Source organism: Desulfitobacterium elongatum (assembly GCF_055378975.1).
In genome coordinates this window covers 4,138,073-4,159,208 of sequence record NZ_AP038772.1, presented here as the reverse complement: position 1 = coordinate 4,159,208, position 21,136 = coordinate 4,138,073, and the positions used below count along the sequence as shown (strand labels likewise).

Below are 21,136 nucleotides of genomic sequence, written 5' to 3'. Positions count from 1 at the left end.
CTATGGTGAAGAATAAAACGAGAAGGTTAAAGTTCGAATGAGAATGGGGCTGAAATATCTAAATGAAAAGCGTGGAATTACTTTCATGTTCAAAAGACAAAAGGGATTCATGTGAGGCATGTAAATTATATGACAAAAGTAATTTGTTCCGAAAATCCTATGCTTATGCCAAGCAGTTGTCGGACGAGATAGGTATATTGTCCAACAAATATGGATCGGTTGGATTGACAGATATTATAGAGACTTGACTGATGTATTTTGTGAGGGATGAAAATGGGTAATAGGTTTTGGGATTACCTGTCTTGGTTGAGGTCAGTTAAACGTATGTAAGAGCTTTCAGAGAGCCTGCTTTGTTGAGATCGTTTAATGAAGCAAACTCTCGGGTTACCAATTTTCACAATTGCTAAACATATGCGCGCATAAGGTTGGTCGGCACTGGAAGTTCAAGATTTCCGAAGTCGACGAAGGATACGGTCAGGAGCAGCGGCTAACGCATAGGAACTTCTGATAGGTGCAACACGTAATGAGGATTAATTTTGATAGAATCCGAAAAACTGGAGGTTTACAATATGTCAGTTATGGTACTTTTGGCAAGTAAAGATGGCTCAAAAGTGGTGACTGCGGCTTGCCCTAAGTGCGGCAGAATAAGCCGTCAAATCTTGAAGGATGAGTACAAAAGTTCGCCTATTGCTGAATTCTGCAGTTCGCATACTTGCCCAGTATGCGGAACTACGTTTGCTTCGTCATCTTCTACCGAGCGCGCCAAATACTCAGGTTCATATGCACGCTATATTTCTCAAGGGGAGCAATCTTATAACGCAGATATAAAAACGGCGTATGATACAACCGATAATCGTAAGTCAGAAAAGATAATGATTTGTAGCATAAAACTCTTCGGAAGCGAGCGAAACCGTATTTATATCTCGAATGATATGACCATTAAAGTTAACGATAGGGTTATTGTTCCTCTTGGTTTTAATAATGCTGAAAAAACAGGTATTGTAATATCAGCAGAGCTTTATTCACGCGATAAAGTTCCTTATCCAATTGAAGGTACTAAGGCGATTATTAGGAAAGCGCCATCGGCAGAATCACAACCGACCCAACAAATAACTGTACCGCCTAAAATGTCCAATGGTTCTGATGTGCAATTAATAACGAATACAAAAGTAGCCAATGATACAGTTCCGCCATCACAGCATTCTATAGAGAGACAAACTATACAAAATGCTGTTTCGATCCCGAAAACGACACCTGTACCTGACAGCGGCCACTCAAACAAGGCCGTTCTGAAACGAAAGGTAGAGCATTGGAAAAAACAGTTGCTTGACCTTTCGAAGCGCAACAAGATGATAAACTATCGAGAGACAAAACGAGCTACTCTGAAAATTCTGGAGCCGGAGTTTACGGAGTTGTTTAACCGACTCGCCGTTTCGGAAGAAGAACTGACTTTTCAGCGCCCGATAGATAAGGATTCTGACCTCAGAACCTTTTCTATGCTGTCCCTCTTGGAAACATTGTCGTATCCAATCCCTGTTCATGTCGGTGATATTAAGGCTGAGGGTTCGCTATTTGAAAGGAGAATTGCTCTCAATAACCTTCGCTCGAAGTCTAAACTTGCCAGAGACGAACAAGGCACAAATATCCTCTATCTATCATTTGGGTTCATTGAATGGAGAGAGAATAATTCCGCTAATGCCCAATGGTTGAAGTCACCAGTGCTTATGATGCCTGTTTCTCTGAAACTTGAATCTATACAGGCACCATATACGCTGTTGCGGTATGATGATGACATTGAAGTCAACCCAACACTTGATTACCTCTTTAATGAGCGTTACGGCATAGATTTGCCAATGTTTGAACTCAACGGTGAAGAAAGCGTTGAGCAATATATGCAGACCATTGAGGAATTAGCTGACCAACATGGATGGAAATTGATTCGTGAGGTGAGCCTTGGACTTCTGTCCTTCCTCAAGATAAGTATGTATCATGACCTCAACAACAACTATGATCGTATGTTCAAAAATCCTGTAATCCGAGCGATAACTGGCGACGCAAATGCTGCTAATAATATTCCGAGCGAATTGACGGAGTTGGACTTTGACCGTGTTTCGCCAAATGAATGTTATCAGGTTGTAAATTCAGATTCCAGTCAGCAGGAGGCTATACTGCTCTCTAAAGCAGGGGTCAGCTTCGTTATGCAGGGACCTCCGGGTACAGGCAAAAGCCAAACTATTACGAATATCATCGCCGAAGCACTGGCGGACGGCAAAACGATTCTTTTCGTTTCCGAAAAAGCGGCTGCTCTTCAGGTCGTTTACAAACGACTCACCGAGGTGGGATTAGACGATTTTTGCCTTGCGTTACATAGCCACAAGGCGAACAAAAAAGAGATTCTTGATAGCATTGCTGCAAACCTCAAGTTGCCTCGCAAGCGCATGAAAGACAGCGTTATGTTTGAGTTGACAGAGTTGTTTCAGGACAGGCAGGCATTAAATCAATATGTCAACGAATTACACGAAGAGATTCTTCCTTTGGAGAAGAGTCTGTATGACGTGTTTGGTGAATTGAGTTGTTTGCAGGATGTACCTTACATCCAGTTTGATATTGAATCTCCTGCTTCGATTTCGTCGATCACATACAACACGATGCTCTATCGTGCCGAGAATTATGCGAAAGCCCTTCAGCATCTTGGAGTTAAGCTCTCTGAGAATCCGTGGAACGGCACCATCGTAAAGATGGTTACACAGCGATTAAAGGATGATTTGGTACAAAATTCTGATGGTTTAGCTGAATTTCTCCTCGTGCTGGACGAGTCTTTTTCCGAGGTCATAACTTCATTCAGCTTAAACGAAACATGCTCTTGGGCGGGTGCGAAGCGTACCATAGCTTTGTTTGATGTAATTGAGAAAACACCGCTATTTCCGTATAAATTGGCCAAAAGCACAGAGCGTGCTGTCCTACTTGATAAGTCGAAAATGCGGCAACAAGAAAAGAAGGAGTATTTAAATGCACTTAATAATGTGCTTCTTCATTTCAATGAATCTGTCTTTGCTGAAAGTCTATCTGCCTGGTTAGATGATATCCGCCAAGCGGTAGCGCAGATAAAGAGCATTGACAAGCAATTGCAAATTATAGATAACGAGATTCTGGAGAAAGCCGATAGTTTTCAACCCTTTTTCTCAGGTGTCATTTGTCAACTGAATGCTATTAGTGCCGCATACGATAAAGGCATTGCGCTTATTCCGGTCGCATTGACTGACTCGCCACATGACATTGATTCTCTTGCTGAACTCTTACACATGATTGCGAATTCTCCAAAAGTGATACGAGGGTGGTTTGTAGATGGTGGGACACAGAATGCCCAATTAGCACTGCCCACCGCAAAGATCCATACTTGTGCCCTGAACGATGCAAAAACACAGATTGCTTCTAAGTGGGATAATAATGCCATTCTGAATTCTGTGCGGAAGCATAAACAAGTTGCACATATAATAGTTGAGGAATTACACTCAATTTTAGATGCATTTGCTCGTAGCATTGAAGTTTTTCCGTTAGTTGATAGTAGCAACACCACTTTCGATGCTACTACTACTATGTTCAAATACGCAACTGAACTCCTTAACTCCAAAAAGGTTATCCGCCAATGGTTTGTCGAGACAACCTTTGATAAGGCGAAACAGTTGCTGCCGTTGGCTTCTGCCCACGCAACAAGATTAAATAGTCTGGAAGCCTGGCTTACCCAACAGTTTTGGGATAATAAAGCTTTAGATATTGATGCTGAGGCTATGCTGTATAGGTTTAAGACAGAATACACCTCATTCTTTAAGATTCTCAAGTCCTCTTATCGTACAGATATTAAAACGATACGTGGTGTGTCAAAGAAAGTTGGGGTAAAATTTAGCATTGGCGAAATTACGGAATTACTCCAAACCGTCGTAGACATTAACGCTGAGAAAAAGTGGTTCGCCGAAAGCCAAATGGCGCTTGCTGAGAGCTTTGGCGAACTGTTCATTGGCGAAAAATCCAATTGGGAAGCAATAGGTAAAGGTCTGTCATATGCGGATGGCGTGCAAGCCTTATTTACTCAAGGAATTGTTCCAGAAAAAGTAATTGAGATTATTTGTGATAAGCAGCTACACGCGGATGACCTCTCTGAACTTGCCAAGCTATTGCCAACGCTGAGCGAAAGCAACACGAATATAGCTAAGGAACGTATTACAACGATTATTGCAAATTGCCGTGGCGATATTAGAGAGAGTTTGCTTCCGCAATTTAACAGGATGGAAGAAGTATGTAACGAGCTTATTGAAATGCTTACTATACAAAACCAGTTATCGCTATTTGAACTTGGTTTATTAGATGTGCTCATTACGAATCTAACTGAAGCCAACAAATTAGGAGTAACATTTGATGGTACTGATATTCGCTTAATCCTAAACATATTTATTAAGCTTTGCGAGGAAGAAAAATGGCTTGCGGCAAATCAAAGTATGCTAGCAACAAACTTCGACCATCTCTATTCTGGAGAATCAACGAACTGGAATGCGATAAATGAAGGAATATCATTTGCAGAACAAATTCGCTCTGCATTTGGTCAAACACCACTTCCCGAAAGTGTAGTAGGTATGCTATGCGATAAAGCGGCTCACGAAAAAGATTATTCCAAATTATCAAATGTGTTGTCTGTACTGAGCAAAGAGACGCTTGAGGTTGTGTATACAGATATTTCTAAAGTAATTCTAGACTATTCTGGTCAAGGGATTAAGGAACAACTGCTACCCAGTTTCACTCTGTTGCATGAGCAAAGCAGCAAGCTTATCGGTCTGATTGCCGAGATGTCCGCTCATGCTGTTCAAGAAATCCCAAATAGCAGCTTGATTGAGAAGGTGTCTGAAGCGCGCAAAGTGTACGAAACACGCATTGCGCTTGAAAAGACTTATTCCGGTTACAAAGAGTTTTTTGGTAGCCGCATAGCAGGATTGGAAACTGACTGGGATTCAATAATATCAGATTTGGAGTCAGTGTCAGCTTTGTTTGCAATGGACGAATCAAGCCAAATGACCGAAAGCTTCATATCTCAATTCTGTGAAAATGCAGATGTCAGAGCTAATATCTCTGCAGCAAAGGCGGATTTGCAGTATCATGTTGCTGAATGTGAAAATGGTTACGTCGCATTTAAGAATCTGTTCGAATCGGGTGTCGACTTCGATAACGTAAAGATTCGTGTAGTTGCGGATAGAGTTCTTGATTGTCTCGATAACATAATGATTCTGGACAAATGGATTTCTTGTGTCGAAACGCGGAATTACTGTAACGAACTCGGACTAAACGACTTTACAGAAAAAGTAGAACAAAACGACAATACCCTTGAGAATGTTATTGGCATTTTCAAACGTGGTTTCTTTACTCTGTGGGTGCAATCGGTAATAGGTTCCAAGAAGATGGTCGAGCAATTCCGGCGTCATAGCCATGACGAGAAAATCAGGAGGTTCGTCTCTCTTGATGAGCGTCAGTTGCTAATAGCGCAGGAACGTATCAGACAAAATGTCATCAGCGGAATTCCCGACACAAATAGAGTGCTATCCGCTAATGATGAATTAAGCATATTGCAAAGAGAAATCGGTAAGAAGCGTAAAATAATGCCTCTGCGTAAGTTATTCAAGTCAATTCCTAACTTGTTGCTCAAGCTTAAGCCATGCATGATGATGTCTCCGCTATCAGTGGCTTATTTCTTAGAGGCTGAATCATATGAATTTGATATGGTCATTTTTGACGAAGCCTCACAGATATTTCCGCAAGATGCTGTTGGCTCAATCTTTAGGGGTAAGCAAGTTATCATTGCCGGTGATAGTAAGCAGCTACCGCCGACGAACTTCTTTGCGACGAGCACAAGCAATGACGATGATGATTTTAATGAGGAAGACGACGAAGCCGTTGGAACTGAAATATATGATTCAATCCTTGAGGAAACTACCAGCGTTCTTCCCAATAAAACCTTGCTTTGGCATTATCGCAGTAAGCACGAGAACCTGATTGCCTTTTCAAATCAGGAAATCTATAAAAACGAACTTGTCACATTTCCGAGCAGTGTGAACAATGGTGCTGACACGGGCGTGGAGTTTGTATTCGTGGAGAATGGAGTGTATGAGGGCAAGGGTAGAAATACCGCTGAAGCCCGTCGATGCGTTGAGCTTGTCAGACAGCACATTGACAAAACGCCAAACCGCTCTCTCGGCATCATCGCTTTTAGCGAGAGCCAGCAAAAAACAATTGCTCTGGAAATTCAGAAATTCAGAGAACAACATCCTGAATACGAGAGTTTCTTCACAGAGGATAAAGAAGATGAGTTCTTTGTGAAGAACCTTGAGAATGTTCAAGGTGACGAACGCGACACTATTATTTTCAGCGTTAGCTACGCCAAGACAAAAGAGCAGCGTGACAATAATCGGTCTATGGCTTTGCGTTTCGGCCCCCTTGGGCAAAAGGGTGGGGAGCGGCGATTGAATGTTGCTATTACGAGAGCCAAGTGCAATGTCAAATTGGTCAGTTCAATATTGCACTCTGATATCGATTTGAGCCGTACAGAATCAGAAGGCGTAAAGATGCTACGTCAATACATCGAGTTCGCTATGAACGGTTCATCGTCATTGCGAACCGGGCTAAGTGAATCCGAAAAAGATGTATTCTTAGACGTGGTAGCCGAGTTCCTCATTAGCCACGGATACAGAATCAAAAAATATGTAGGCTGTTCAGGTTATAAGATTGACATTGCTATCTTACACCCCAACAACGATGATTGCTTTGTCGCAGGAATTGAATGTGACGGTCTCTCCTATGCCGCAGCCAAGAATGCCAGAGACCGTGACCATTTGCGGAAATCAGTTCTTGAGGCGATGGGATGGCGAATATACCGAGTTTGGTCGCCTGAGTGGATAGCACGACAGGATATAGAAGGTCAGAAATTATTGACCTTTATTGACACCGCAATCAAAGAATATAAACAGGTGAAGAAAGCGGAAGTGCCAGAACAAACAAGCACACAGACTCAGACCGAATCATTCGCTGAAGTTATTGATGAAGGAAGTGCAACTGATACATCTTCGCTGATTACTTCTATTGACACTAACCCAAGCAATCCGTATGGTTTCACCGAATACACAGAGGCTGTGTGGCATGAAACTCCGAGGATTATGCAATATTTCGGTGATGACAGGGTCGTTGAAGAAATTAAATACATCGTTGATATCGAGCAGCCAATCTATATTGATTTGCTGTACCAACGCATGGCGGGCGCATTCGGGAATCAAAAAGCAACAGCCCCTGTGCGTAACGCAGTCGAACGCGTCCTGAAAGGAAGTAAACTCAAAAGTCTTGTCGTTAAAGACAAAGATGGTTTTGTGACATTGGCGGGTTTCCAAGGTTTGAAAGCAAGGATTCCTGCTGATGGGTATTCGCCAAGGCAAATTAACTTCATCTCTCTTGACGAAATAGGGATTGCAATGTTTACTATCGCTGAGCAGGCAATAGGGCTAACTTCTGACGGCTTGATTGATGCCACAGCAAAAGCATTAGGATACGCAAGGAAGGGCGAGCGGATGATGGCTTGTATGAACAGTGCGCTCGAACGGCTAATCAAGCGAGGTCGTGTAAAATTTGTTGACGGAAAAGTACGGGTAATTGGAGGTGACAACCGTGGATAATAGAACTGTTATCAATTCAGCACTTCAAGAAACACCGAAGACTGCTATTAATAGTGAAATCGTCGCTCAGTATGAGCAACGCATCGATAGCGTGTCTTCCACCAATGGTTTATTAGACGCTGGGACAGTCCTTTGCGGAAAATACACCGTTGAGCGACGTCTGGAAGTTGCTTCCGGCGAAGCAGATTTATATCTCTGTTCGTACAGAAACGATAAGTATGTTGCCAAACTTTATAAGCGCCAAGCGGCAATAAAGCAAGATGTCGTAAAGAGACTGGTGCAAATAAACTCGCCGTATGTGGCAAGGCTTTTCGAGTCTTCGACGCACAATAGTTTGCCTGTCGAAATTTTGCACTACTATAAGAACGGCAGTCTTCAAGGGCAAACCTGCTCCTACGATGAATTAGTTCGGATGGTGATTCCCAATATCAATGAAGGCTTGAGGGTGCTACATCAGGCGGGTATTATACATAAGGACTTAAAACCATCTAACATCATGATGGCTGACGATGGAAAAAGTGTTGCCATAATCGATTTTGGGATAAGTTCGGTTATGAGCGATACTGGCTCCGTTGTGGTAACAAAGACGGGTATGACACCAGAATATTCTGCCCCTGAGACCTTCAAGAATCTTTTCCTTGAAGAATCTGACTACTACTCTTTCGGGATAACCTTGTTTGAGTTGTTCACTGGATATGCTCCTTATGCCAATATGAGCGCAGAGGAAATCGGCCAGTATGTTTCTGTTCAGAGAATACCTTTCCCTGACAGTATGCCGACACTGCTTTCTGATTTCATTTCGGCATTAACCTACTACGATATTACTTCACGAAACAATAAAAACAACCCGAACCGCCGTTGGACGTATTCTGAGGTAAAAAAATGGTTGGCTGGTGAAAGCCTTGTCATACCCGGTGAAGGCGTCGGGAATGTTGGGAAAGGCACTATGCCGCCATATCAATTCATGAACGAATCAATAACTGACCCGCGCATCCTTGTGGAAGCCTTTGCAAAGAACTGGGAGGAAGGTAAAAAGCACCTCTTTAGAGGGCTTGTATCAGCTCATTTTCGAATCTTCAATCAAGAAATAGCTAAGCAATGCTTGGTGGCTGAAGAAGAGGCAAGCAAAACGAATGGTAAAGACGATATTATCTTTTGGAAGCTTCTTTACAAGTTGAATCCGAGTCTCAAAGGTTTCTATTGGAAAGGGCGAATCTTTGAAAGCCTTCCTGCTCTGGGGCGTGATTTGCTTGACCTTCTGTGGAAAAAGGACAAATCTCAGGAAAAATATTATGAAACAGTATTGTCTGAAAAACTGTTGACTGAGTATGTCGCCCTTGCTGCCCCTAAAAATGAACTTTTAAAAAAGGCTGCAGCAGCCATTGAGGAATCTTATCAGCTTGAAAAGATAGAACATACCAATTTGATTAAAACCTTCTTCCTAATGGCTTACACTTTATCAGGGCAGAGGCTGCTGAACCTTGAAGGACAACAGTTTCGGACTGTTGGGGAACTCGCCGGATATATGAGGGAACGGCTCGAAGAGTCTTTTGAAGCATTCGAGAGACTATGCCACAAGTTGGTTGACTATGATGGAAATCTCGATATTCAGCTTGAGATGTGGCTAATAACAATTGGCAAGAAAAAAGAGTTGGAAAACTGGCGCACTCTTATGCACGAATAACGGAAAGGAACGAGGTAGTGACATGAGCGGTCCCAAAGTATCAGTATATGAAATGTCCGCGCAACAACGGCAGAACCTCCGCGCTCAGCTGAACTGCCTACAGCAGAGCCTTGTTTGCTGCGAGGAAATCAAGAAAGCCGTCGTTTATCAGAATGGCTTAAACGGTCAAATACAGACGTTACTCTCGACTTTTGACCTCGTTAATCAGCGAACGAGTGACTGCTCTGATGAAATTGCATTATTAAGCGACTTGCAAAATAGGCTCCCGCAAGATTGCCAGTCATTCATGACAGAGTTATCAAGCACCCCGGTTCTTCAAGTTGACAAAATCACGCTTACGGAAGCTGAGTTGGCGAAGCGAAAAGATACCCTTGCAAAACTACGGGCTTTACGAAACAGCGTAGTTGCAAGGCAGAAGAGAATTGAAACTGCACTAAAACCTATGGAAGAAAAGGCTAAGCAGGGCGTGGCCGACGTTGAAAATGCAATAGCTGATGATATTGCTGGAGTACACTCGTTTTTTGTTTTACCTGTCGAGCCAGAAAATGAGAAATTTGAAACCGAAAAATTGAAAATTGAAGAGCAGCTGCGTGTGCTTGCAATAGATGAGACTTGTCCGGTAGAACTCAAAGGCGAAGTTGTTTCTTCTTCTGCCGTTTTATCAAGAATTACTACACAAGAGCAGCTAAGCACCTTCCAAGCGGTAACTATACAACCGCTAGTTAATCGCATTGAGGCTGCCCGTATAAAAGCGCTGGAAGAAAAAAGTGAATACGATGAACTGCAGACACGCTATCTCACACTATGTTCTGTTGCTGGTATTCAATCCGAAGAACTTTTGCCAGCCAGTGGCAGCCTTGAGCAACTTAAAAACAAGGTTGCCGCTCTGGAAAAGAGGATTGTCATGCAAACAGAGCAGGAATACATCAGTGATTGTGTGAACGAAGTAATGTCTGAAATGGGCTATGATATTATTGGCGACCGCTCGGTCGTTAAAAGAAGCGGCAAAAGATTCAGAAATGAACTCTTTTCATATGGGAACGGAACGGCAATCAATGTCACATATGATTCTGAAGGACAGATTGCAATGGAACTCGGAGGCATAGACAGAACAGATCGAATTCCAACTGCGGAAGAAGCAGATGTGTTGCAGGAGGGTATGGAGTCCTTTTGCTCGGATTTTAAAGATTTTGAAGAACGCCTCAAGGCAAAGGGTGTAATGATAAAGTCGCGTGTTTCAATGGCACCTCCTTCAGCCGAGTATGCAACAATAATCAATGTTTCTGATTATACCATTAGTGCGAAGACACCAGCCAGAGAGATGACGGTCTCTGAAAAGCGTTCGAAAGCAACGGCGAAACGTACCATGCAAAAGGAGGATAACTGATGGCTCTTAATAAATTCAAAGTATGCCCTGCTTGCGGCGAACACAATCCTCCAGCGTTGTTAGAATGCAAAAAATGCGAAACAGACCTTACTGGCGTCAAGGTGGTTGACGATGCAATCCTTGCCGCACAAAATGACTCTACTCAAAGTAGCGCTGCAACCAGTGATATTAGTAGCCTCGTAAAAGTTTGTGATTGCGGAGCAGAGAATCCTCCACAAGCACGGAAGTGTTCTGCATGTGGAGAAGATATATCCGATGTCAGAGCAACAGAAAGCAAAACGGCGGGTGTGATACCTACAACGACAGCAGTTTTGCGCACTGTTGACGGCAGTTTTTCTTTCACAATAGAAAAACCTATCACAGTAGTTGGTCGTGAAAGCGAAATGAGTGATTATCTCAAAGCAAAGATCTATGTAAGCCGCAGGCACGCAAAACTAACTATAGCTAATGGTGAAATTTATATTGAGAACCTCAGCAGCACAAATCTCACTTTTGTGAACAACACGCCTATCCCCAGCGACGCTCCTACTCGGTTAAAAAGCGGAGATGAGGTAGGGCTTGGAGGCAAACTCATTAATTGCGAAAGGCAATCACAAGCGGCGTATTTCGTAATAGAGGTGTTGGTATGAATGTCGCAAGAATCTTGTATCCAGTGAAAGTTCTGGGGCCGGGAAACCGAATCGGGATTTGGGTTTGCGGATGTCCTCGGAGATGTCCGGGGTGTATTAATCCTGATTTATGGGAGCAACGCCAAGAATATGAAATCACCATCAAGGGGTTACGAGAAGTAATTGATGGGATTGTTTCTGCCCACAAGGTTGACGGGTTCACCATTTCAGGAGGAGAACCATTGGCACAACCTGAAGAACTCGCTGAGCTAATGCAGTACCTCGAAACAGTTAGCACAGATATACTCATTTATACAGGATATAAATATGAGGAGTTGAAAGAGCAAGGCTCTAAGCGCATTGATAACATTCTGAGTTCCATTCTGAGTTCTATCGCTGTACTGATAGATGGTCAGTATGTTGAGGAATTGAATACCAACATTATCCTCAGAGGTTCAAGGAATCAGAATATCATTATTCTGAACAGTCAGCACAAGGATGATTATGAAAACTATCTTGAGACCGCGCATAACCAGATTCAGAACTTTACAACCTCTGACGGTGTGGTCTCAGTTGGAATACATCACCGAGATTTTTTAAAGTCACTATCGACACACCTAATGGATAATGGGGAGGTCTGAAAAATGGCAGGTACATATACTGAAAAACTTAAAACTGGTGGTGAACTGATTGTATCATCAACGAGCTGGAATATCCGCTACTACTTTTCGGGGCCAGACCTGCGTTATAATGGTACATTTGTAACACTTGATGGCAGGGAAATCGATAAATACATGGATGCATGGGTGGAGAATTTTAAAAAATACCAAAAGTTAAAAGAAACAGTTCCGTCTGGAGGAAAATTTGAAACGGCTGGTAGTATGAACATGACCATTCGAATCGGGTTTTCTGAAGGTGTTTGTTTGCGAAGTTACCATATGCCTATTCGCACTCATGAAAAAATTATAGAAGTAATATCTAACTACGAATATGCTCGTGACAGGGCATCGAAGATGATGGAAATGCTTAAAGGGCTTAATTAGGAGGGAACGAAAATGGCTGATTACATTCCGAAATGGCACCGCGAACTGGGCATCTTCAGCAAAATTAAGCCTCTGATTATTGTTGAGGGAAACATTCTCGATGTTTATCAATATCCGGTAGAAGGTGGAATTTCCAAAGGGAGTATTCTACGCTTGCCCGAATATTTGCATTACTACTTTAAGGATATGGGTTATCAGACCGTTGCCTTCTTCGACAGTTTGCAAGGCTTCAATAATTCTTGTGAGGATGGCAATATCGAAGCTTTCGCCAATTTTACTGAAACAAAACTCGACGGGAAGTATGTTCGTGCTGAGTTTGGTGGAAAAAGCAATTCCGCTGCGTCAATCGTTCGCAAGGCTGTAAGCCAAAATACGAGTGCAACGGCAATAATCATGACGCTTGCTTCGCGTTATATTACGTCGCCGGACAATTTGGCGCAAGCTGAGCTGGATAGCTTTACGAACCTTCTTCTTGCTTCACTTGAGGGTAAAGATGTCCGTACTGAAAGCGGAATACTAAAGAACATCGTTATAATGATAGTTAATAAACTCAATGACATCCCTGTATGGTTCTACCACGACAATCCGAATGTTAAGACGATATTGTTAGGAGTTCCGTCCCGTGAGGAGCGTGAATTACTCGTAAAAGGCGAAAACTTTCCCAGTTTCTTCGCTTCAGATGTTTATGAATCGGATATTGGATATTACAACGAACACTCTGAAGAACTTGACAAAGTGCAAGACAAATTCGTGGGGTTAACCGAGGGCTTTTGCTTCACCGAGATTAATGGCTTGCGCCGGCTCTGTAAAAATGAGCGTATCAGCATTCGTCAGATGCCATCGGTCATTGACTTATACAAGTATGGCATTAGAGAAAACCCGTGGGACAAACTCGACGAGAACGAACTTGCAACGGCTTATGATGACTTTAAGAAGAGAATCAAAGGTCAAGACTACGCGATAGTTAAGACGCTTGATATTGTTAAGCGCGCTGTTACGGGTATGTCAGGGTTGCAGCAGTCTTCTCACACCAAGCCTAAAGGAATACTGTTTTTTGCTGGCCCCACGGGTACTGGTAAAACTGAAACCGCAAAAACTCTCGCGGAAAAATTGTTTGGTGACGAGAGTTGCTGTATTCGTTTTGACATGAGTGAATATGGTCAAAGCCATAGTGACCAAAAACTGCTCGGAGCGCCTCCGGGATATGTGGGTTACGAAGCGGGCGGCCAGTTGACTAATGCCGTAAAAGAGAACCCGTTCTCAATACTATTGTTCGATGAAATTGAAAAGGCGCATCCGTCTATCTTTGATAAGTTCCTTCAAATACTCGAAGATGGACGTATGACTGACGGACAAGGCAACACAGTGTACTTTTCTGAGTGCATCATTATCTTTACGAGCAATCTGGGCATTTTCACGCGCAATGACATGGGCATTCGTGAGGCAAATGTTACCGAAAAAATGGAGTACAGTGAAGTACAAACGAAAGTGCGCCAAGCGATTGAAAACTATTTCAAATTAGAACTTGGTCGCCCCGAAATTCTCAACCGTATCGGCGAAAATATCGTTGTGTTTGACTTTATTCGTCCAGAAATAGCTGAGACTATCCTTAATGCACAAATAAAGAAGATTATTGGCAACCTTTCAAGCGAAAAACGGATTGAGTTGACAATTGGCGAAGAGGCTCGTGCTACGCTGCTTGAAAAGTCATTAAGCAATCTCTCAAATGGTGCAAGGGGGATTGGTAATATCGTGGAGAGCTTACTAATCAACCCGCTGTCTCGCTATCTCTTTGACAATGCAATTAAGGGCGATGAACAAATTACTATTAACTCAATCGACGCAAAGAATATGCCGTTTTTGCTTGATTGCACGAGGGGTAGCCTATGACAGTATATGTTGCGGTAAAATGCGGAGTTGGTAAAGAGCAGTGCGAAGATGCTGTCCTTGTCGGAGATTCGCTTGTTTGTGACGATGAGGCTGAGGTTGAATTCATGGCACCTACAACTGGAGTAATATGCGTCGCAGATGGCGTCGGAGGGAATGCAGGTGGTCACTTCGCATCAACCTTTGTTGCTGACCATATGAAAAACAATGTGGCACTATCCAACCCCCAAGATTTACAACAGTTGCTGCTGGAGATTAATACTGCTCTTATTTCTGCAGGTAGCGCGAATGGGCTTCCAGTCGCCGCAACAACCTTAACAGGCGTAGTATTTGCAGATGGACAACAGAACCTTCTTCATATTGGAAACACAAGAGCGTATGTCCTGCAGGGCAAGTATCTTAAACAATTGACCTCAGACCATACTGTCCATAATCGTTTACTGAAAATGGGAAGAATTGATGAAGCTGATCACAGCAACCGTAATGAGATTACCAACTGCTTTGGCGGAGGTAAAGCCTCTTTGCTTGATAGACTCGTCATATCAGAGATACAAGATTTCAATACCATGTTGCTGACCTCTGATGGCGTGCATGATTACATTGGAATAGATGATTTGGAGCGTTTGCTGACATCAGAAGCGTTGGGAGTCACAACCTGCAATAATATTGTTCAAGCAGCGCTGGAAGCTGGTTCAAAGGACGATATTTCGGTTGTCATAGTAGAGAAATAGAGAAGATTTATCTATGGGATTCAGAATGAGAAAGAGTATCAATCTTGGCGGTGGTTTCAAGATTAATCTTAGCAAGTCCGGAATCGGTTACAGCTGGAGCGTACCCGGTTACCATATAACAAGAACCGCGAAAGGCACAGCTCGTAGTGCATATTCCATCCCCGGTACAGGGGTTGTCTTATGTTGACGAATCGGGGAAAAACAGGAGCAGAACACCCAGTTCGAGAAATACATCTCTTATGAGATCATGCTGGACAATGATGTCAATATGCGTGAACGTATGGGCCTTAGACTGTAATCCGAACCTGGGTAAGCCTACGGCGTAAAGCGCTTGGTTTATCCGGGAGAGTGATCATGATGAAGTGCCTCATAACAACAAAGAGTGACGCTGGGTAGCATCACTCTCCCGCGAAAAAAACCTTGTAAGCCAAGAAGCCGGAGGGCGAAGCCCTGGCAAGTTCCAGGTTCCCCGACTAAAGCATTCTTTTGTCAGGGAACCCCATTCTCTAGGACCTGTCAGCTAACCTAACCCACCGGTCATACAACAAATCAAGCCGGCCTCCCATAGCCTCCCGTTCCTGCTGCAACGCAGCAAGGCTCACTGCATCAAAAGAAACGGCCGGGTCAGACATTTGCGCCTCAAGATCAAGCATTTGTTGCTCCAGTGTAGTGATTTCCTGTTCAAGTTGAGCAGCTGCCTGACCCGGATCAGCTGCCTTAGCGACAGCGGTTTTAACCGGCTGATCCCGTTTATTGGCAAGGATGGCTGGACTGTTTGTTTTACCTCCGACCTTAGTAACCTGTGCGGCCTTTCTTTCCAGATAGTCATTATAATTGCCCAAGTACGCCGTAACTTCCCCTTGGTCAAGCACCCAAACCTTGTGAGCCAAACGATTGATAAAATACCGGTCGTGAGAGACGGCCAGCAGCGTGCCGGGAAACTCCTTCAAGGCTTCTTCCAGCGCTTCACGGGAATCAATATCCAGGTGATTGGTAGGCTCATCCAGCAACAACAGATTGGGCTTTTGCTCCATGAGCAAGGCCAGTTGCAGCCGGCTCCATTCTCCGCCGGACAAACTGCCGATCATCTGGAAAACGTCGGCACCGTAGAAGAGAAATTTAGCTAACTGTTTTCTGGCTTCACCTTCTTCCATAGCCAGTTCGGCCCGGAAATATTGCAGGACGGTTTGGTCGGATTTGAGGGGTGCGCTGTTCTGGGAGAGATAGCCGATGTCAACTCGTGAGCCGTGGCGTATCTCACCGTGATCCGGGTTCTCCTGATCTAGGATCAATTTCAGGAGCGTACTTTTCCCGCAGCCGTTTTTGCCGATCAGGACGATCCGTTCGCCGTACAACAGCTGGGCATGGACTTGGCTGAAAAGGGAGCGGTTAGCATAGGATTTGCTGATTCCCTCTAGGGAAATCACTTGCTTTCCCGAACGGTCGCTTTGTTCAAGCTGCAGGTCGATTTTTTTCCGTTCCAGGATCGGCCGCTTTAACTTAATCATCCGGTCCAAGGCCTTTTGCATGGAGGCGGCGCGGCGGTGAAAACCGGGATTCGGTGGGTTGGAGCGGTTGCCCCACTCGATCAATTGTTTGATGGATTCTTGCATCTTTTTAATCTTTTTCTGTTGTTCCTGATAATTTGCAAACTCTGAGAGCAGGCGGCTCTCTTTTTCTTTCTGATAGCCGCTATAGTTCGTTTGGTAGGTTACGGCTTCCCCGTTTTCCAGTTCAATGATTTTAGTGATCACCCGATCTAAAAAGTAACGGTCATGAGAAACCACGATGACGGTGCCCCTGTAGTTATTTAAAAAGCTCTCCAGCCACTCGATGGAGGACATATCCAGGTGATTGGTGGGTTCGTCCAGCAGTAAAAGGTCAGGTTGGGTCAAGAGTAAGGCGGCCAAACCCACCTTGGTTTTTTCTCCGCCGGATAAAGAGGAAAAGGGCCGGGGATAGTCATCCGCCGTGATCCCCAGTCCGCTGGCAACCCCGTCGATGCGGGAGGCGATTTGGTATCCGCCTGCCTCTGCGAACTTTTCCTGAAGTCGGCCATAGTCCAGCATCAGTTGACTCAGTGTATGATTCCCGGCGTTCATAGGGTCGGACATTTTTTGCTCTAATTCTTCCAGTTGCCGCTGCCAATTCTTTACTTCCTGAAAGCACTGTTCCAATGCTTCATAGACGCTCATGATATCGTCATATTCAGGGGTCTGAGCTAAGAAACCCATCCTGGTATTTTTGCGCAGGGCGATTTGCCCTTGTTCAGGCTGAAGGGTTCCGGTTATTAATTTTAAAAGGGTGGACTTTCCTGTTCCATTACGGCCAATCAGACCGACTCGCTCTCCTTGCTGAATGTTAAAGGAGACGTTGGTAAGCACTTCATGGGTGCCAAAGGATAGTTTGATGTGTCGAAAATCAATCATGATGTTCATTCTCCCTCAGGGAAATGACACGCATCATACCGATTTAAGCATAAAAAAACCGTAGGGAAATGTCCCTACGGTCGTAGCTGCAAATAGTCTTGCGGTTATGGTAGGTGTGTCATTTCGCAATTTTGTTGATCCGTACTCAGTTGCTTAAAAATGGGCATAGCTATCCCATTCAATGAAACCGCATACATAATTCCAAAGATTGCTATGGGCAACTGTTCCAGACGGAGCATTGCAAAATCGCGATACATCCTACCACACCTCCTTCACTGAATGATATGGATATCGTAACATAACCCTTGTGGAATAATCAACCAAATTCTTTGTCTCTATGATAAAGTCCAGGCAGTTCTGTTGCGCCTGCCTTTCTTAGGAGTCTTTATGCCGGTTAGGCCGCTCAATGCCTTGGATCTCAAGTTACAGACCACGCCGACAAAGCCTAAAGGAAGCATCATCAGTGGATCAATCATAGTCCTGTCAATATGAAATATGTCGATGCCCGAAGCGGACAAGACGGTTTTTTTCCTTTAGCCCTTGCCCATGCCTTGCAATCCCCGTCAAAAAAGCTATAATTAGAAATAGGTGGAAATTAAAAAGTCGCCGTGACCTGAAAGTGTTGGAGCACTTCCAGGCACGAGCAGGTGAGTCAGCACCTACACGTAACAGTCCAGCTGTCCACGACGACATTCTTATTATACATTGCTGCCCGTTTATGCACAAGCAAGGTGCCTGTGTTGCAGGTGAAGTGAGTATAATAGGACATCGGCAAGGAGTAGACTGTGCGGCTTCACGCAGCAAGATATTCAGCCTATTCCTGACCCCGGACATGGAAAGGATTGTTCGTATGCCCATGATGCGGACCGTTTCTCTGTTCACAGCCGGTTTGCTTCCGGTTGATGGGGGTTAGGTGTTTAGGATTCAGCAAATAACGAAGCAAGGCGCATGTGTAGGGTGAAAAAAACCTCGCATGCGCTTTTTAATTTCCCCTATAAAAGCAGACGGCAGGACCGGACCATGACCTGAAGCCTTGCCGCTGCTTGAGATAGGGGGTATAGATCATAATGCCGGATTATAAAAAGATGTATTTCCAACTTGCGGCCAAAGTTGCCGATGCCATGGATATCCTTTTAAAAGCACAGCAGGAAGGGGAAGCGGAATTCGTCGATGGAGAGCAGCTTCCTGGGCTCAAAGTCATAGCCATTCAAGATGAAAATGGTGATTCTGAATAAGAATAGGGGATTGCTAAGTAACCAAACATTTCGGTGTTTATTTATTGTCAAAGGAGCGTCCTTGATGTAAAATGTCAATAGAACATACGTTCTTGTTTGGGCCTTGGTCAGAAACTTGCCCCAAAATGGAGAAATATCACGGCAGTACTGAAATGGATGCAGTGACCAGTAGTATTCGAACCAGGAGACGATAAATAAAAGAAGGAGGTGAAAAATGAGCGAGATAGGCAATCGGCCCACATATAAGCGCCAACGCTTTCTATTGGCGTTCCTCCACCAACTTAATGACGGTGTGACAGCTACCGATTTGCAGAAATTGGTGTTTCTCCACACGATGACTGAGGGTTCGGGTTTTTACGAGTTCGTCCCGTATAAGTTTGGCTCGTATTCGTTTCAGTTGAAAGAGGATTTGGATATCCTTCAGCGGGATGGATTCGTGACGATTGAATATCTACAAGACAGTACCAGGATTAAAGCCGTCGGTGACTTTCCGAAAGGAGCTTCTTTTCGAATTGCACCAGAGAGAGGCAATGCCCTTATCCGTAGAGCATACCGTGAGTACCCGTATTATGCGATAAACAGCGAAATCACAAAAAAGCTCTTTCGCGGTGAGGAACTGGAGCGGTTCAATAACGGTAAGCAAACCTATGCCAAGACTGGACAGGTCTTGTTTACGATAGGCTATGAGGGCAAGAGTATTGAGGCATTCAGCAACACCTTAATCCAGAATGACGTTCGATTATTGTGCGATGTTCGTAAGAACCCCTTTAGCCGCAAGTTTGGCTTTTCTAAAAAGAAACTCGAACACATCACGCAGACAGTCGGAATAAGATATGTTCATATTCCCGACCTCGGCATTGAGTCCGATAAGCGTAGCTCGCTTGAAACGGCGGAGGACTTCCAGTGTTTGTTTGAGGATTACGCTAAAACTCTCCCACGCCGAAGTGTGTTTCTTGAAGAAGTCTATACGTTGTTGCGTACAAACACTCGCATTGCCCTGATGTGCTTTGAACGCGAGCCGGAAATGTGCCATCGGCACATTATCAGGGACTATATAGCTAAAACATACCAAGTAAGGAGCCAAGACCTATGATGCTTGAAAAGAAGCGCATTTACATCTTGGTCAAAACATACCCGACCATCTCCGAAAAATACTCGGAGTTGGTATGTACCGCTGGAGTTCTTGAGGATGGCTCTTGGATTCGCCTTTACCCCATGCCTTTCAGGTTGCTGAACGACGACCAGAAATACCCAAAGTACACTTGGGTAGAGGTTAATGCAGAGCGCAGCACTTCAGATTTTCGCTCTGAATCCTACCGCCCCGACATATCAACCATGGTTGTCGAGCCAAAAACCAAAAAGGCAAACTGGGATGAGCGGCGCAGGATTATTTTCAAGAACAAGCAAATTTACACTAATTTGCAGACGTTGATTAATGAGGCAAAGTCCCCTTCCAGAACATCCCTTGCTGTATTCAAGCCAACTAAGATACTCGACTTTGTGATTGAGGCGGACGATAGGGACTGGGACCAGAAAAAACTGGCGAGCCTTCAAAGTCAGTCTCAGCAACTGAATTTGTTCAAGACTATTGAGGAAATCGAGGAAGAGTTCAGGGTTGTGCAGAAAGTACCATACAAGTTCTCGTATCGGTTCGAAGACGATTCAGGCAAGCAATCCAAGATGATGGTTGAGGACTGGGAAATCGGCATGCTGTACAGGCGTTGCTTATGTAGAGCGGGCAATGATGAAGCCGTAGCAACTGCAAAGGTCAAGGAGAAGTATCTTGACATGTTCTTAAAACGTGATTTGTACTTCTTTCTAGGCACTACAAAGCAGTTCCACAATGTCGCTCCTAACCCGTTTATTATTATCGGCGTTTTCTACCCGCCAATGCCCTCCTCAAATCAGCAGATGAGTTTGTTTGATTTGTTGGCGGAACCTGATATTCAAAGCAGACGGCAGGACCGGACCATGACCTGAAGACTTGCCGCTGCTTGAGATAGGGGTATATATAATGCCGGATTATAAAAAGATGTATTTCAACTTGAGGCTAAAGTTGCCGATGCCATGGATATCCTTTTAAAAGTGCAGCAGGAAGGGGAAGCAGGATTCGTGAATGGAGGGCAGTTCCCTGGGCTCAAAGTCATAGCCATTCAAGATGAAAACCGTGATGCTGAATAAGGAAAAGGGGATGGACAGCCGGCCAAGAAACCTTAGTCGGTAGTTCAGCCTGGCTCAGATCCTCCCGAGAATTGGAATCAACAGAGTGAGTATCTTTCCGCCTGCAGTAGTAAAATTTAGTTTGAGCCTACTATTCAATAAACCTATCCAGCTTTGTCACACATTCCCGGACAAGGGCATACAGTAAAGTGTGAAGCAATCCATAAATATCCTGAAGCAGAAACCCGGGCTGCCAAAAAGCTACCCGG

At 44.1% G+C, this 21,136-nt stretch carries 15 protein-coding genes; 13 read left to right on the top strand and 2 right to left on the bottom strand.

The genetic code is table 11. The features are described 5' to 3' along the window. Positions 1-62 precede the first annotated feature (62 nt). From ACZ42W_RS19635 to ACZ42W_RS19590, 10 genes are all read left to right on the top strand, one after another. Positions 63-248 carry a DUF6884 domain-containing protein gene (locus tag ACZ42W_RS19635; protein WP_464166947.1) on the top strand — a complete coding sequence of 62 codons (186 nt, stop codon included), beginning with the start codon at positions 63-65 and terminating at the stop codon, positions 246-248. 321 nt (positions 249-569) lie between these two features. Then, on the top strand, positions 570-7,703 hold the full coding sequence (locus ACZ42W_RS19630; RefSeq protein WP_464166946.1) for a DUF4011 domain-containing protein: 7,134 nt from the start codon (positions 570-572) through the stop codon (positions 7,701-7,703). After that, positions 7,696-9,387 carry a protein kinase domain-containing protein gene (locus tag ACZ42W_RS19625; RefSeq protein WP_464166945.1) on the top strand — a complete coding sequence of 564 codons (1,692 nt, stop codon included), beginning with the start codon at positions 7,696-7,698 and terminating at the stop codon, positions 9,385-9,387. The genes ACZ42W_RS19630 and ACZ42W_RS19625 overlap by 8 nt, the downstream gene beginning before the upstream one ends. Before the next feature lie 22 nt (positions 9,388-9,409). Then, positions 9,410-10,774, top strand: a complete 1,365-nt coding sequence (locus tag ACZ42W_RS19620) for a hypothetical protein (protein WP_464166944.1) — start codon at positions 9,410-9,412, stop codon at positions 10,772-10,774. Continuing rightward, positions 10,774-11,403 (top strand): FHA domain-containing protein, encoded by a 630-nt coding sequence (locus ACZ42W_RS19615; protein WP_464166943.1) that lies wholly within the window; start codon positions 10,774-10,776, stop codon positions 11,401-11,403. The genes ACZ42W_RS19620 and ACZ42W_RS19615 overlap by 1 nt, the downstream gene beginning before the upstream one ends. Continuing rightward, on the top strand, positions 11,400-12,023 hold the full coding sequence (locus ACZ42W_RS19610; protein WP_464166942.1) for a 4Fe-4S single cluster domain-containing protein: 624 nt from the start codon (positions 11,400-11,402) through the stop codon (positions 12,021-12,023). The genes ACZ42W_RS19615 and ACZ42W_RS19610 overlap by 4 nt, the downstream gene beginning before the upstream one ends. A 3-nt stretch (positions 12,024-12,026) precedes the next feature. Next, a complete protein-coding gene (locus tag ACZ42W_RS19605) occupies positions 12,027-12,425 on the top strand; it encodes a hypothetical protein (RefSeq protein ID WP_464166941.1) in 399 nt (132 codons plus the stop codon). Between the two features lie 12 nt (positions 12,426-12,437). Beyond that, positions 12,438-14,315, top strand: coding sequence for an AAA family ATPase (locus ACZ42W_RS19600; RefSeq protein ID WP_464166940.1), 1,878 nt, complete (start codon positions 12,438-12,440; stop codon positions 14,313-14,315). After that, entirely contained in the window at positions 14,312-15,043 is a 732-nt protein-coding gene (locus ACZ42W_RS19595) for a PP2C family protein-serine/threonine phosphatase (protein ID WP_464166939.1), read from the top strand. Before ACZ42W_RS19600 ends, ACZ42W_RS19595 begins: the two co-directional genes overlap by 4 nt. Before the next feature lie 13 nt (positions 15,044-15,056). Then, positions 15,057-15,230 (top strand): DUF4236 domain-containing protein, encoded by a 174-nt coding sequence (locus ACZ42W_RS19590; protein ID WP_464166938.1) that lies wholly within the window; start codon positions 15,057-15,059, stop codon positions 15,228-15,230. Between the two features lie 319 nt (positions 15,231-15,549). On the opposite strand, the gene abc-f is transcribed toward ACZ42W_RS19590, so the two are convergent. Beyond that, on the bottom strand, positions 15,550-17,472 hold the full coding sequence (gene abc-f / locus ACZ42W_RS19585; RefSeq protein WP_464166937.1) for a ribosomal protection-like ABC-F family protein: 1,923 nt from the start codon (positions 17,470-17,472) through the stop codon (positions 15,550-15,552). A 104-nt stretch (positions 17,473-17,576) separates the two neighbouring features. After that, positions 17,577-17,729, bottom strand: coding sequence for an RAxF-45 family protein (locus ACZ42W_RS19580; RefSeq protein ID WP_464166936.1), 153 nt, complete (start codon positions 17,727-17,729; stop codon positions 17,577-17,579). 810 nt (positions 17,730-18,539) lie between these two features. Between ACZ42W_RS19580 and ACZ42W_RS19575 the strand changes: the two genes are divergently transcribed. The 3 genes from ACZ42W_RS19575 to ACZ42W_RS19565 all read left to right on the top strand — a co-directional run bounded on the left by ACZ42W_RS19575 (position 18,540) and on the right by ACZ42W_RS19565 (position 20,687). Beyond that, complete coding sequence (locus ACZ42W_RS19575; RefSeq protein WP_464166935.1) at positions 18,540-18,707, top strand: hypothetical protein; 168 nt, start codon at positions 18,540-18,542, stop codon at positions 18,705-18,707. A 214-nt stretch (positions 18,708-18,921) separates the two neighbouring features. Then, a complete protein-coding gene (locus tag ACZ42W_RS19570; RefSeq protein ID WP_464166934.1) occupies positions 18,922-19,800 on the top strand; it encodes a DUF488 domain-containing protein in 879 nt (292 codons plus the stop codon). Then, entirely contained in the window at positions 19,797-20,687 is an 891-nt protein-coding gene (locus ACZ42W_RS19565; RefSeq protein WP_464166933.1) for a hypothetical protein, read from the top strand. The genes ACZ42W_RS19570 and ACZ42W_RS19565 overlap by 4 nt, the downstream gene beginning before the upstream one ends. The last annotated feature ends 449 nt before the right edge of the window (positions 20,688-21,136 follow it).

Bases quoted from the DNA above. Each gene is read 5' to 3' on its own strand.
- ACZ42W_RS19620 (WP_464166944.1), top strand. From the start codon at position 9,410: ATGAGCGGTCCCAAAGTATCAGTATATGAAATGTCCGCGCAACAACGG.
- ACZ42W_RS19590 (WP_464166938.1), top strand. From the start codon at position 15,057: ATGGGATTCAGAATGAGAAAGAGTATCAATCTTGGCGGTGGTTTCAAG.
- ACZ42W_RS19565 (WP_464166933.1), top strand. From the start codon at position 19,797: ATGATGCTTGAAAAGAAGCGCATTTACATCTTGGTCAAAACATACCCG.
- ACZ42W_RS19570 (WP_464166934.1), top strand. From the start codon at position 18,922: ATGAGCGAGATAGGCAATCGGCCCACATATAAGCGCCAACGCTTTCTA.
- ACZ42W_RS19605 (WP_464166941.1), top strand. From the start codon at position 12,027: ATGGCAGGTACATATACTGAAAAACTTAAAACTGGTGGTGAACTGATT.
- ACZ42W_RS19595 (WP_464166939.1), top strand. From the start codon at position 14,312: ATGACAGTATATGTTGCGGTAAAATGCGGAGTTGGTAAAGAGCAGTGC.
- ACZ42W_RS19635 (WP_464166947.1), top strand. From the start codon at position 63: ATGAAAAGCGTGGAATTACTTTCATGTTCAAAAGACAAAAGGGATTCA.
- ACZ42W_RS19610 (WP_464166942.1), top strand. From the start codon at position 11,400: ATGAATGTCGCAAGAATCTTGTATCCAGTGAAAGTTCTGGGGCCGGGA.
- abc-f (WP_464166937.1), bottom strand. From the start codon at position 17,472: ATGATTGATTTTCGACACATCAAACTATCCTTTGGCACCCATGAAGTG.
- ACZ42W_RS19575 (WP_464166935.1), top strand. From the start codon at position 18,540: ATGCCGGATTATAAAAAGATGTATTTCCAACTTGCGGCCAAAGTTGCC.
- ACZ42W_RS19600 (WP_464166940.1), top strand. From the start codon at position 12,438: ATGGCTGATTACATTCCGAAATGGCACCGCGAACTGGGCATCTTCAGC.
- ACZ42W_RS19615 (WP_464166943.1), top strand. From the start codon at position 10,774: ATGGCTCTTAATAAATTCAAAGTATGCCCTGCTTGCGGCGAACACAAT.
- ACZ42W_RS19580 (WP_464166936.1), bottom strand. From the start codon at position 17,729: ATGTATCGCGATTTTGCAATGCTCCGTCTGGAACAGTTGCCCATAGCA.
- ACZ42W_RS19630 (WP_464166946.1), top strand. From the start codon at position 570: ATGTCAGTTATGGTACTTTTGGCAAGTAAAGATGGCTCAAAAGTGGTG.